The sequence below is a fragment of the Paenisporosarcina sp. TG20 genome (genome assembly GCF_000286315.1).
Lineage (GTDB): Bacteria > Bacillota > Bacilli > Bacillales_A > Planococcaceae > Paenisporosarcina.
On the sequence record NZ_ALJG01000250.1, the window covers coordinates 1 to 13,477 of the forward strand.

At 36.2% G+C, this 13,477-nt stretch carries 13 protein-coding genes and 4 pseudogenes; 7 read left to right on the forward strand and 10 right to left on the reverse strand.

All coding sequences use genetic code 11. The features are described from left to right. Positions 1–257, reverse strand: a pseudogene (locus B371_RS23975) (hypothetical protein); the annotation flags it as partial. Between the two features lie 1,295 nt (positions 258–1,552). Between B371_RS23975 and B371_RS0106555 the strand changes: the two are divergent. The 3 genes from B371_RS0106555 (at position 1,553) to B371_RS0106565 (ending at position 3,872) form a co-directional block, all read left to right on the forward strand. Further along, positions 1,553–2,035 carry a DUF2975 domain-containing protein gene (locus B371_RS0106555; protein ID WP_019413507.1) on the forward strand — a complete coding sequence of 161 codons (483 nt, stop codon included), beginning with the start codon at positions 1,553–1,555 and terminating at the stop codon, positions 2,033–2,035. Between the two features lie 10 nt (positions 2,036–2,045). Continuing rightward, positions 2,046–2,267, forward strand: coding sequence for a helix-turn-helix transcriptional regulator (locus B371_RS0106560; protein ID WP_019413508.1), 222 nt, complete (start codon positions 2,046–2,048; stop codon positions 2,265–2,267). Positions 2,268–2,402: 135 nt separating this feature from the next. Then, positions 2,403–3,872, forward strand: coding sequence for a DUF4153 domain-containing protein (locus B371_RS0106565; RefSeq protein ID WP_019413509.1), 1,470 nt, complete (start codon positions 2,403–2,405; stop codon positions 3,870–3,872). Positions 3,873–4,048: 176 nt separating this feature from the next. Here the strand turns inward: B371_RS0106565 and B371_RS0106570 are convergent, their stop codons facing one another. The 3 genes from B371_RS0106570 to B371_RS0106580 all read right to left on the reverse strand — a co-directional run bounded on the left by B371_RS0106570 (position 4,049) and on the right by B371_RS0106580 (position 6,535). Next, on the reverse strand, positions 4,049–4,387 hold the full coding sequence (locus B371_RS0106570) for a CrcB family protein (protein ID WP_019413510.1): 339 nt from the start codon (positions 4,385–4,387) through the stop codon (positions 4,049–4,051). Then, positions 4,384–4,731, reverse strand: a complete 348-nt coding sequence (locus B371_RS0106575; RefSeq protein WP_040681184.1) for a CrcB family protein — start codon at positions 4,729–4,731, stop codon at positions 4,384–4,386. Before B371_RS0106575 ends, B371_RS0106570 begins: the two co-directional genes overlap by 4 nt. A 472-nt stretch (positions 4,732–5,203) precedes the next feature. Beyond that, entirely contained in the window at positions 5,204–6,535 is a 1,332-nt protein-coding gene (locus B371_RS0106580) for an MATE family efflux transporter (RefSeq protein WP_040681185.1), read from the reverse strand. A gap of 228 nt (positions 6,536–6,763) precedes the next feature. Between B371_RS0106580 and B371_RS0106585 the strand changes: the two genes are divergently transcribed. Further along, on the forward strand, positions 6,764–7,645 hold the full coding sequence (locus tag B371_RS0106585) for an AraC family transcriptional regulator (protein WP_019413513.1): 882 nt from the start codon (positions 6,764–6,766) through the stop codon (positions 7,643–7,645). A gap of 119 nt (positions 7,646–7,764) precedes the next feature. Here the strand turns inward: B371_RS0106585 and B371_RS24445 are convergent. Beyond that, a pseudogene (locus B371_RS24445) lies at positions 7,765–8,130 on the reverse strand (penicillin acylase family protein). Positions 8,131–8,741: 611 nt separating this feature from the next. After that, the gene (locus B371_RS22775) at positions 8,742–8,963 is read right to left on the reverse strand and encodes a TrkA C-terminal domain-containing protein (RefSeq protein ID WP_369751086.1); all 222 of its coding nucleotides are present in this window, start codon (positions 8,961–8,963) and stop codon (positions 8,742–8,744) included. On the opposite strand from B371_RS22775, the pseudogene B371_RS0106600 reads away from it, so the two are divergent. From B371_RS0106600 to B371_RS24450, 3 genes and pseudogenes are all read left to right on the forward strand, one after another. Further along, a pseudogene (locus B371_RS0106600) lies at positions 8,955–9,497 on the forward strand (RHS repeat-associated core domain-containing protein); the annotation flags it as partial. The gene B371_RS22775 and the pseudogene B371_RS0106600 sit on opposite strands and share 9 nt — an antisense overlap. 242 nt (positions 9,498–9,739) lie before the next feature. Continuing rightward, positions 9,740–10,264 carry a DUF3916 domain-containing protein gene (locus B371_RS0106605; RefSeq protein ID WP_019413516.1) on the forward strand — a complete coding sequence of 175 codons (525 nt, stop codon included), beginning with the start codon at positions 9,740–9,742 and terminating at the stop codon, positions 10,262–10,264. Between the two features lie 329 nt (positions 10,265–10,593). After that, a complete protein-coding gene (locus B371_RS24450; RefSeq protein ID WP_369751085.1) occupies positions 10,594–10,791 on the forward strand; it encodes a hypothetical protein in 198 nt (65 codons plus the stop codon). Positions 10,792–10,993: 202 nt separating this feature from the next. Here B371_RS24450 and B371_RS21420 read toward each other — a convergent pair. From B371_RS21420 to B371_RS0106630, 4 genes and pseudogenes are all read right to left on the reverse strand, one after another. Next, a pseudogene (locus B371_RS21420) lies at positions 10,994–11,425 on the reverse strand (GNAT family N-acetyltransferase). Between the two features lie 300 nt (positions 11,426–11,725). Further along, positions 11,726–11,992, reverse strand: a complete 267-nt coding sequence (locus tag B371_RS0106620; protein WP_019413519.1) for a hypothetical protein — start codon at positions 11,990–11,992, stop codon at positions 11,726–11,728. A gap of 9 nt (positions 11,993–12,001) precedes the next feature. Beyond that, entirely contained in the window at positions 12,002–12,556 is a 555-nt protein-coding gene (locus B371_RS0106625; protein ID WP_019413520.1) for a recombinase family protein, read from the reverse strand. 367 nt (positions 12,557–12,923) lie between these two features. Further along, positions 12,924–13,157: a hypothetical protein gene (locus tag B371_RS0106630; RefSeq protein WP_157185160.1), complete on the reverse strand. Its 234-nt coding sequence runs from the start codon at positions 13,155–13,157 to the stop codon at positions 12,924–12,926. Positions 13,158–13,477: the final 320 nt, after the last annotated feature.

The window sequence follows — 13,477 nt, forward strand, 5'->3', positions numbered from 1 at the left end:
ACATTTTTTACATGTTTGGCATTAGCAAGTACTAAGTGAAAATCACTTTCAAGGATGTTCCATACCGGTTTCCAATAGATTCCTGTACTTTCCATTACAACATCCGTTACTTCATGAGAGTTCAACCAATCTTGTAATTTTAATAATCCAAATGTGGTCGTGGAAAAAGATTCAATCGTTTTTTTCGGTTTTTTTCCAAGGGACCAAATAAAATACAGGCTACCACTGTTTCTTGATGTACATCCAACCCAGCACACTTTTCAATCATCGCTTCCATAGGACAACCACCTCACTGATAATTTAACAATACAAATGACAGTAGCTAAAGTTGCAAATTTTTGTATACGTGCTCTCAGCACAGTAAATGGTACTTCTTTACTGTCACAACCAGTTTCTTATGCAGGGTCTACTCTTTCCAGTATCCACCATAGTATGTCCAGTCTGGTCGTATTGTCATTATATGTATTACCAAAAACCAATAAGTCCTATTCTCTTTTTTGATTGAAGATCACTTTTCATGGTAGATGGTGGCTTACGTGAAACGTAAGCCATGGTGGTTTCTTATATTGTAAGAGAAACCGGGCAAAGTGACGCCCGTTCCTTTTAAGCAATTATTAATGATTTGAGTGTTAGTAGAAAATGATTTTCCAACCTGTATCGACTTCAGTTTCCGGGTCGCGGTTCTCCGGCAAATCCACTGCATCATAACCTATTGATTAAATGCGGAGTGAAGTGACCAAAGTCACTTCATTCCGCTGGTTTTCGTCCAGACAATCTTATGGCGGGTTTGCGTCCGACGCGACCTTTCAACCAAAGGGCATATCGGATTTTTCATTTGGGTTGATGAGAAAATAGACACTGATTTTATAGAGAGTGGCGGCCGAATATACAATTTCGACCTTTTTCTTCATTTTTTAAGGTTAAGTAGTTTCTTTAAGCTACCTGTACGTATGAAGGGGTTATCGCCATACTGTCAAATGCATGTATAAAAAATAATGTTCTTCAAGTTAAGGATTCACATTTTGGAAACCATTTACATAAATCGGATTAGTGAGAGTGTCACCAAAGAGTATACGTTTTAAAATGTTAATCTCCAATTACTAAAAACACCATAAACACTGGGAACTTGGCACACAGTTTTATATGGGGAGCGAAGTTATCACTTCACTCCCCTCATTCTGACAAGCAATCCTGCTGCGGGTTTGGATAACGTCTCTCACCTGCAACCTTCACGTACGTCATAGTTGATTGCCCCTCCTCTCCAATCCGTTGTATCCTATATCCCGTTCTTTACTCCTTTTATCCTCTGTGGTCTAATACTAGTTTTGCACTACATAGATGCTTAACATGCTGTTTAGTTAAACACGTTATACAATAAATAGTTTAAAGTTAAAAGCATTTCTTTTTATTGAGAAATGTTTTTATATTCTTGTCAAAATTTAAATACATATTTCTATAACGATAACCATATAATTAAAAACGATATTATTTTATCGCAAAACGATAATAAATGTGTTACTATCTAATTAACTAAAATAGTGAGGTGCTTTTTATGAAACGAGGTACAACAATCTTTTTAAAAATAGCTGTTTATCTTATTGGGACTCCAGTTCTTGCTGTGTGTATATATGGGTTGTCTAGATTTGACCCGAATTCTCCATACTGGCAACTGCCTGAACTGGCTAATTTGCAATATCCATTATTAATTGGAATGTATGCAGCCATGATTCCGTTTTTCTTTACTTTGTATCAGACTTTAAAACTATTAAGCTATATTGACAACAATGAAGCATTCTCGGAATTAGCTGTAAAGGCTTTAAAGAATATAAAATACTGTGCAATCACAATCAGTATTTTATATGTTTTAGAGATGCCATTCTTATATCTTCTTACAAAGGTAGACGACACACCAGGCATATTAATCGGGATGGTCATAATTTTTGCTTCAATGATTATCGCAGTCTTCGCTGCTGTTCTACAAAAACTTTTAAAAAATGCAATTGATATAAAAACAGAAAATGATCTAACGGTCTGAGGTGAATAATATGGCAATTATAATCAATATCGATGTCATGCTGGCTAAAAGGAAAATGAGCGTAACAGAGCTTTCGGAGAGGGTTGGAATCACGATGGCTAATCTTTCTATATTGAAAAATGGAAAGGCAAAAGCAATTCGATTATCAACTTTAGCGGCGATTTGTAAGGCTTTAGAATGTCAGCCTGGGGATGTTTTAGAATATAGAAATGGCGAAGACAAACAAGGATGATAAGTAACATTATTGTTCCTCTGTTCTTCAACAATCTAGCCTTTTATATGAGAAGTGAGCATTATTCTTTATTAGAGAATAGCTACCCGGTAGATGAAGAAGTTTTAGATAAACATAGTAAGGGGTGGTAGGTAGATGGTTACAGTAATTAAGAAGAATGAATGGCTTTTTTTGCTCAGTTGTCTTGGTCTTGGCATACTTGCTGAAATCAGCTTTTTTCATGCCAAAATAGGTGTCTCGTATCTGGTGTTTCTCATAGGTTTCTATCTAGTGGTATTGGTGCGGTTTAGACAGGGGTTCAACCACCGGAGGATTGGTTTTTTAGTAATGGGATGTATTTGGCTCCTAGCAGCAAGTTATTTATGGTATGATAATGAACTTTTCTACCTACTGAACATCGTGGTTATCCCGTTTCTTGTGCTGTTCCATATGGTCCTGATTACAAGCCCTGGCAACCTGAAATGGAGCAAGCCCGCATTTGTGGGACGAATGTCTGCTAAAGTCGGGCAGGGTGTGGCCTACAGCTGTCAATTCAGTGGTAGCGTATTTAAAATGGTGTTCAGAAATATGGATGAATCCACTTCGCAGACAGTGAAACGAGTGCTGATTGGCCTTCTTATCGGCCTCCCGCTCCTTGGGATAATTACAGGTCTTTTAATGTCGGCGGATGCCGTCTTTGAGAAGATGGTACTTAGGTTGCCACAGTTTATTTTTGAGCTTAACTTGGAAATGCTATTTCGCACAGTGGCTGTTCTAGTATTTACGGCTCTGTTTTTTGGGATTCTGCAGATGTTGCTGATTAATAGACGGACATCCATTCTCGAAAAGAATGATAAGGAGAATGGTACGATCAGCTGGAATGGGGTAACTGCATTAACAATCCTGATTCTGCTTAATGCGGTGTTTACTCTTTTTACAGCTATCCAATTCACCTACTTTTTCAGCGATGGGCTCCAGGAAGGTTATACTTACGCAGAGTATGCGAGGCGCGGATTCTTTGAACTGATAATCGTCACGCTGATCAACTGGACGATACTAATCTGCTGTCTGAAGCTTGTGCGCGAACAGGGGCCAAAAATGAATTTGGTGCTTAAGCTGATGTATTCTCTGTTGATTATTGTCAGCGGAGTGATGCTTGTGTCCGCCTATCAGCGGCTAAGTATGTATGAAGCTGCATACGGATTTACCATGGAACGGGTTTTGGCTCATGCATTCATGATTTTCCTAATGGTGATTTTTGCCTACACACTTATTCGTGTCTGGCTTGAACGACTTGTGCTATTGGAATTCTATCTGATTGCAGGGCTGGTGTTCTATACAGCACTGAATGTTATGCATATTGAACAGATAATCGTGGATGAGAATCTTGAGCGTTACGAGCGAACCGACAAGATCGATATTCATTACCTCAACGCTCTTTCCTACACGGGTGTTGAGGGGTTAATGGAACTGTACAAAATGAACCCGGATTATCCGGAGCTTGAAAATATGCTGTATTACCGCCAAAAAATGATGAGCGATGAACCACTGGATGACTGGCAATCTTTTAATTTTACTAAGCAAGAAGTCCGCGAGCGATTACTCGGTCTGGAACTATACAACTAAAATTATTTGTCCGTTAAATTAAGTGCTGAAACGATCAATAAAGTAAGTTTTAATCATTTAATAAGGTTTGTTATATAGGCATTTTTAAAGAGCCCAATTCATATGCGAATTCGGGCTCTTTTGTTTGTATAATTTTAGTTTATGGCACCACTCAACTGAACGGGCTAGGTACTTGGCTACCAAGTCCCAATCCACCATCCGATACATACGAATACAAAGCCTCCAATAGTTGTCAACAAAGCATAGGTAATGGCAATTCTTTGCTCCCCTTTAAACCAACTTTCTGCGACTTGTACAGCGTACGTGGAAAAAGTTGTGAATGCACCTAAGAATCCCACTACCCAAAATATAGACACCCAATTTGTTTCCATAGCTATTTGAAGTGAGAACCCCATTAGAAAAGAACCTAAACAGTTAATTAGTAATATTCCTTTCATGCCCTGAATCCTCAGTGTAATGGCATACCGGAATATAGCACCGACGCAACCGCCAATCGCTACTGCTAAGAGAGTCATTTAGATAGCCCTCCTATCTTAAAGCCAATGGCAGCTGTTAAAAAACATATCAGTGTTATACCAAGTCCATACCCAAAAGCAAACAAAATATTTTGTTGCAATAAGATAAACCACTCTGCAGAAAAAGCTGAAAAGGTGGTAAATGAACCAAGTACTCCTGTCGTCCATAAAACTGATGTTGCTTTGCCTGTAACAACCGAACGTCCCGTCAACCAACCTAAAACAAAGCTACCTAGTCCATTCACCACCCATAGAAAAACCAAGTCAGGTGATGTTACCATTACGCAATAACGTAATAATGCTCCTACCATTCCACCGATGCCGACCAATATAAAACTCTTCATTCCTTCAACACACCCTAACAAAACCTCTTATGGAGTTAATGTTAACGTATGGCCGTCTACAATGTCACCATTAATTATCGTTTCATGATAGTTCCCTTGCCCTTGCGCACAGTCATTTACTTGATTATGAAACCACTCCGATTTCATATGCCCACTTTGGCCAGGTCCTACGATATGATGTGCACTGGAGAGGTACTCACCAGATTGATGGCGTAATCAATCCTAAATGTTGGTCATTAGCAAGTAATGGCATACTGAATTCTGTCATATCAATGGGGCCTATGTATATTTTTAATAGACTTAAGTAACATCTTCCTTGTTTGTTAACCTCATTTTTATATATCCGGACATTAAAAGTATTTCTAGTATTCCCGATAAAATTACCTCTCTATATTTATAATATTAAATATTGTAATTTATGCGTCAAGTCTAAGTTTCGACATGAAAAAGCGAGAGACATTATGTCTCTCGCTCAAGCTGGCTGTTCTTCTTTGATAAATGTTTTTTCAATCCATTTTTTTGATTTCCAACGCCGTAACATTATTATTCCTCTAAGCCACTCATCTGCTATAAAGGAGATCCAAATACCAATTAATCCAAAGCCATAGTGAATACCTAAGATGTAAGAAATTGTGACGCTCACTCCCCACATTGAAATGATCCCGATATAGACTGGGAACCTGACGTCACCAGCGGCGCGCAACGAACTAATCACTACAAGGTTAAAGGAGCGTCCAGGTTCAAGTATAATTGTTAAAATAATAAGTATACTTCCTAGTTCGATGATTGATTGATTATCTGTAAAAATTCCAAAGAAGGGCTTCGAGAAGATACTTAGAATAATGGCGGAACTCATAGAAATTAAAATTGCTAGTTTTAAGCTTTTTATACATCGATTATAAGCGTCCTCATATTTTTTCGCGCCAATCATATGGCCAATCATAATCTGGGTACCTTGACTAATGGCTATGCTAAATAGGAATATAAACATCATGATATTTTGAGTATAAACCTTCGTCGTAAGAGCCTCAGTACCAATCATTGTAATATAATAAGTAATAACTATTTGAGTCGCATTATACATTAGATGCTCCCCTGCGGAAGGAATCCCGATCTTTAAAAGGTTTTTAGTGTGAATTATAGGTAAGCTGAAAATTGTAGAGAAAGGAAGAGCTCCTTTAATACGTCTAAATAATAAAAGAATTAAAATGATTAGTCCAATGCATCTACTAACAACTGTAGAAATCGCAACTCCTTCTACCCCTAAGACTGGAATACCAAAAGGTCCAAATATAAAAAGATAGTTACCAACTACGTTTAAGATATTCATTCCAATCGTGACATACATAGAATCCCTTGTGAATCCATAGCTACGAATGATGGAGCCGATGGTCATAATAACCGCTTGAATTACAGAGAAACCACCTACAATGATTAGATAAGACTTCGCTTCACTCATTAACTCTAGTGGGACTCCCATTAGAGTTAAAAAATTTGTACCAAAGAAATATAGAATCAGACTTAAAAGGATACCGAATAAAAGATTTCCTACTATAGAAATGACAGCAACTTCACGAGCAGATTTCTCTTCATTTGCACCTAAATGCTGAGAAATTAATACGGAAGTACCGATAGCAACAAACCCAAACATAACGATAATAAGTGATAGAATTTGGCTAGAAATACCAACCGCGGCAACCGAATTATCCGAGTACTGACTGAGCATTAGCGTGTCGGCATTTCCCATTAACATATGAAGTAAGATTTCAATGAAAATTGGCCAAGTCAAAGCGAATAAGGTCATCTTTTTAATATCATGATTGTCTTTGAGTTTTGTCAACAAGATCACCCCAATGTTTCGTTTTGAATACGTTTATTATGTGAAAAAACCGACTTATAGAAAATTCAATTCAAACGTACAATGTTAAAATTAAAATAGAATAACATTCTCTAGTTTAAACGGTATAAGATATAATGAAAAGAGAATATAACGATAGAATTGGTAAAATCACGACTTAAAAGGGGGATAATTATGATTCATATTTCATTCAATTTACCTCCATTTCCAACGTTCATAAAGGGTGGAGAGGCTATATTTGCAAAAGGCAAACGACATATTAGACGGACGTATACTGTGTTTGATTTGTTATACGTTAGAAAAGGAACCTTATTCATTTCTGAAGGAGAAAAGCAGTTTATAGTAAATGAAGGCAAATATCTTATTCTCATTCCGGGTTTAGAGCACAGTGGATACAAAGGATGCGAGGAGGAGACAGAATATTTTTGGTTACATTTCAAGGTACAAGGGAATTTCAAGGGGGTAGCCAAACCCGATTTAGAATGGAAAAATATCTCACTAAAGGAGGAGACTTTTGAAGAGCCGGCCCGATTTGTATTTTATATACCTCAATCTCAATACTTTCATCAAAGGGAAATGATGGAGCAACTTCTAGGGCAGATAATTCAAATGGGTAATGAGCAAACACCGGATTATCAGTTACGGCAGCAAATCAGATTTCAAGAATTCATGTTACAACTTCAGAAACAAGCCATGCAGATTCCCACAGCTACAGAGCAGGTTAGTGAAGTAGCACTAAAGTTTATCCGGGAGAATTATACAAAACAGATCAAAATGGCACAGATAGCTGCACAACTTCACTTTCATCCAGACTATATTACAAGATGTGTTCAAAAAACAATCGGAATCAGTCCTACACAATATTTGTATCAATACCGCATCGCCCGAGCGAGATCATTATTGTCAACAACAAATGATAAAATTTCTTTCGTTTCTAGGGAAGTAGGAATTGAGGATCAAGGCTATTTTTCAAAGCTATTTAAAAAACTAGTGGGGATGTCCCCGTTGGAATATAGAAGAATTGTTCAACGGACAGATCAAGTATCCAACAGATAACTTTTGGAATGACGCAAGAATCATACTGATTCACTACTTTAACTTGATTTTGTACATTGGCTTGGATTATTAAAGGTTTATCATCAGGGTATGTGATAAATAACTCCCGAACTTTGTATTCAGATAAATTTCCCAAAGCCCAGTGGCGAAAGGCTAAACTTGACCATTCCCCCTCGGTCATAGGCCATAAATTTCCCAATGGTTAAGGAATCTATTTCTGTCCAAGGATCAGGTTTATAACCCAATAATTTGAATTCAATAGACAATTCCCCTTGGTCTTTTGCTAGCTCTATATAAGCATTGACTCCTTCGGTGTACCAAGAGAGCACTTGTTTAGCTTCATCTCCGTAACCCTAACATGAATCTTTTGCTGCCTGCCTCAAACTAAATGTACGAAAGAAGTGATTTATCGGGACCGCTGCTTCTCCAATAACTTCTGATAATCGATCACTTGCTTGTCGTCTTGCTAAGTTCATCTGGAACATGCGGTCTTGCGCTTGCACAAAGCCTTGGGCCGATATAAGTCTGCATCACTTTGTGCCTCAATATGTGGCACACCCTGATCATCCGTGTGACATTTACTTGATCTTTAAGTACATTGACTGCAATATCCCCTTCAATTTGTGGGTAGATTTGTATATGTAAATATTTACCATAAACTCAAGAATAAAAGGGACGAGCAAGTTTCGCTCGTTCCTTTCTTACAGGTTATCTTCGGCGGTTTCGCGTCCGACGCACCGCTTTACCCCAAGGCATATCGTATTTTTGATTTGGGTAGACGTGTGAATAGGTACTAATTTTATAGAGAAAAGCGGTCGAAGATACAATTTCGACCTTTTTCTTCATTTTTTTGGTAGGATAGTTTCTTTACGCAACCCATACGTATACAATTCAAAGATTAGTAATTAAAATTAAATTCCTGAACAACAAACATAACGGCTCCTCAGACCAACATCCTGTTGGACCGAGGAGCCTCACGGACCGCTGGTAGAAAGAATCCGCCTGTTTCAGCATCGCTATGCTTGTTTCGAAACATTGTAACGGGAATCACTTGATGTATTTAAAAAAGCTATTTTAATAAGATTAGCACCTAGATTTATTTCATTAATTCATCTGCTAACACTAATTTCACATTAGCTACTTGGTCTTTTGCAGTAAGTATATATAGAATATCTTTCTTTTGAAGTTTTGTTCTACCTGTAGGCATGACTAAATCACCCTTTCGAATGATGGCACTAATTACCGTCTTTTTTGGTAGTCCAATAGTTTGAATAAGTTGTCCCGCAAATGGGGATGATATGCTGGTTACCGATATGATGAAGCGACCGGATTACACTATCTAATGGCTCGTTATTATGATTCGAATATCGGCAGATTTATCACAAAAGACACGTTCCACGGAATTGAGGATGATCCTCAACCTCTAAATTTATATGCATATACAAAGAATAATCCAGTTATGTATATCGATCCAAGTGGACATATATCTATACCTAGATTTGGATCTTTTGAAATTATTGGACTTGGAATAGTAACAATCCTTGCTGGGGCTATAGTTATCAGAGGTGTGGTAATTTCTGGTTCTTCATGGCTTTATCAAAAAGTTAAGGGTTTTTTTGCCAAAAAAACAGCTGTTCCATCGAAGTTAAAAACTGGTGGGGAAGTAAAAACACCAGAGACACATCCTGGAGAGTTTACGAAAAAAAGTGATGGCTCCTATGTGCATAATAAGACAGGGTGGAAAGCTAAAATAGACAAGAGTGGCCATAGAGGGCGCCACTATGATATGTCACCTCCTAAGGGTAAATACGGTGATTATCATAACGTCTCTCCTGGTGGTAAACTTTTTTAAAAAATAACTTACGAGAATTATCTTTAAGTTGAATTCATCAAAATGATAAAAAAGGGATTTTTGTTAATAACCTGAACATATAAAGTGTTTATTTATAGTTTTTATATTTCGTAATTCATTTGAAAATCTTATGTTTATGTAGGAATTAAGAGGTTTTTAGCAATACGACGTCAAACTATAACAAGTACTATATTTAAATGCTACGGAAACCAAATCTGATTTAAATGGAGAACGACAACAAAATGGAGAATAGAAAAAAAGTAAGAGGTTTAAAAAGGAAAATTCGTAAATTCATTAGGGAGCTGGATGAAATAACAAAAGATTTTCCTGAAGGGTTTGCTGACAATGTGGAACTACACCTTCCAAGTAAAGGTTCAGACTGGATAAATTCACCCAACACCCCATTTAATGTTCAGAGAGACTGCGTTCAAGCATTAATAAGCAGGACAAAGCATCTTATTGATAGAAAGCCTAAAACCCGTCAAGACTTAAGAGTAATATTAATGATTGATTTTCACTATTGGTATTCAACTAAAATTGAATTTTTTTCAGTAAAAGATAATTATGTTGGGTTCACTCCTTATACGGAAGATGAATTTACGAGATCTATTGCCTTAGAAGAAGATCATAATTTAGCGGAAAAATGGAACTTATTTATTCCTGAAGGATTAGAAATTAAGAGAATAAAAGAAGAAATTAAGGATTCTAAAATAGTTGATGATGATATTTTTGGTGGAGAGATATGGTTTATAGGTGAGATGAGATAAATGGAAGTACAGTTCTCCATCTTGTTAATTTAATTGAGGCAGGACAACTAATCTAACTATGAAAATAAAATTTCTAGCACTTTATCGAGAAGCACTCAATATAGCCGGGAATTTTCGAGTTTTGTCCTAATTATTATTTATTTGCCTCTGAGTGATATGGTAACTATTTTGCATATTACTCCAGGGGTTTTTTATATTTTTCATTTGAAAATTAGGTGTCATTTTGTTCGCCGATCTCTCAACGGACAGTTTCCTTAATATCAAATCGAGGGAGATATCAAAAGGATTCGGAGTAAAAAACGTTTAATAGTGGAAAATAAATCCACCCTATGACCTTTTTTACAAGTACCTCGGTCGTACCCCATGATGATGCTAACCGTTTGAAATCAGTGAAAAATTACAATGTTGCTGGAGCATTATTAGATACCTACACGTACTCCTATGATGCCAATGACAACCAATCTAGTGTGATCACAAGTGCCGGAACGGTTTCCTATCAATACGATGCTTTAAATCAGCCAAAATAAGCTGTAAATGAAGATTGATTACAAAAAATGCAACTGGATGAAAACAACACTTGTTTTTCATCCAGTTTTCCACAGGGAGGATTTGTATTAGTGAGTGATACTCATCCTTAATAAAATTGAAGAACAGGCTGCCTTTATTAGGCAGCCTGTTCTTCATTTAAAACCATGTTACTTAAAGAAAAAAAGTATCTGCTCTATAACATTAAAAATTCTTTAGATTTTTTTTAAAGTAGTAATGTGTATAGTCTCTGCCTACGTTATCTAAACTTCCAAATACTTAATAACCATTTTTATCCTAGAAACCTAACGCTTGGAAACTCAAAGTATCAACCTTTATGAAATCACATTCTTTTTCTAAATCTATCTTTTCAATTTCTAATAATAATTTAGTTCCAAATTCCGATTTTCTTATATCCTCATCTATCATGAAAGTATGAATTTCTAACCAATTCCAACACACTTCAGCGCTTAATCCGCCACGGACAATGCTGTTTTCATCCTTAAGAAATAAACTGATTTCCTCGTATCTGCCCCTTAAATCTACTGGGAAATGCTTTAAATTTAACTTATAATGTTCATCATCATTATATTGTTTATCCTTTTTAGTTAAGTCTTTAGTCACGTGCAAACTCATGTTCATTACTCCTTTTGTATCACTCTTATTACTGATTCTGGAACTCAATAAATAATCACATTTATAGAACAAGCCTAACACCTCTTACTCTATTAATTATATATTTCGATAATTCTTGGTGAATTTCCTTTAGATTCCTTATATTAAATGAATTCTTATCCATTAATTTCTTTAATCAACCTTATGGGAATTGTCAAGTCACCCCAAACTGCTAAAAACGACAAAGCAATAAGTTTACCCATCATCTCTTTGAATATTTTCTCCATTTTTTTCATCTCCAAACACTTTACAAGAAACTTATTAATTGTTGAGGAACTGCCTTGCATGGTTGGTAATTCTTTGTTTTTTCCACAAAGTTTCCTCATCAAAAGTTGTATTTAAGTTGTGTACTAATTTTTTGGTAGTTAATTTTATAAACTGGGTAACTTCATCAGGGGTTAAATATTCAAACCTAAATGTTGGATCCAATGCAAAAACATAAGAATCCCATAAATAAAATTCTGTAATTCGTTTTATTTGTCTTGAAATTTGTTGTTCAGGAAATTCAGCAATTTTATTTGAATACAAAGTCTCTCCTCACTTACGTTCCAAATAGCGATAAATGGTTGTTCGAGAAACGCCCCATCTTTCTGCCACATCTTTGATTGGTGTGCCCCCATCAATAAGATTTTTCATCATTTCAATATCTTTCACTCCATACTTCTCTGGGCGTCCGCCAAGACGACCCCGTGCTCTAGCCGCCACTCGTCCTGCAGCAGAACGTTCTTGAATAAGATTTCTTTCAAACTCAGCAAATGCTGCAAAGAGATGAAACATCAGTTGCCCTGTAGCGTTGCTACGATCCATCGTCAGATTCTCTTGAAGACTATGAAAACCAATGCTTTGGTTATTCAGATTGTTGACTATGTCAATTAAGTCTTGCATGTTTCGACCCAAACGATCTAATCGCCATACAACTATGATATCCCCTTGACGAGCATATTGGAGGGCGCCTTCTAATCCTGGCCGTTGTTTTTTGGACCCACTCATCTTATCGTGAAAAATTTTTACACACCCATATTGTGTAAGTGCATCTGTTTGCAAATCTAAATTTTGCAAACCTGTTGACACACGAGCATATCCAATTAACACTGTCATTCCTCAATTCCATTATAATTCTATATTCATTGCAACATAAGACTAAATTAACGTAGTTAATGAACATAGATTTATGGTCAGAGTTTTGTTGCATATAATAGAATCAAAATGATATCTTTTATAACCAGTAGTGTCGTGTTCAGAAAAGGACGAGTTTTGTTACAAAGGAGTTATAGTTTAACAATTCATATCTCTAATAAAAGTTATTAAAGGAAGCCCTAATATATCGTAAATAATAGGCATTACGGGTTTTACTATACCTAAATGAATTAAAAGAGTAATTATTATTGGAAATACTGTTAATAAAATTGGGGCTTCAGCTAGTGCTAAGAATATACAGTAAGTATCCCATAAACATTAGCTACCCTATACTGAATATTTCAGTCATCTTTTCTGACAAAAACGTCCCTATCAACATTTCACCAGATAAACAAGCTAATAAAATTCCATAGTAGCTTGCGTCATTAGAAAGAGCTTCTGAAATACTTGGGAAAACGACATTTATACCCGAGAGAAAAAAGGCCATGCCTATTCCAGGCATGGTCAAAGTCGATAAGAACATAAATGATAAACTAAACACTTTTATAGCGAACAAATCTCCTATAGGTAGCAACACATATTTTTCGTATAATTCTTGAATCTTATACTATAGTAGGAATACGGATAGTTTATGACGAGCGATAAGATATTTTACTCGTCGCATATTTGTTGAGAGTTAGCAAATCGCTACCCCGTATTGATGTTAAATTTTTCGGTGAATTTTCTTCTAAAGAAATAATTTAATTCTATCGGGAAGAAGAATAAAAATGTGCTTACTAAAAAGAGTTGTATACTTACTTTCATAGTATAAAAAAAGTATTCATTATTTACATTGCTTAAATTCATATAAAATCCCAAGCGTGTTGATTATCCACA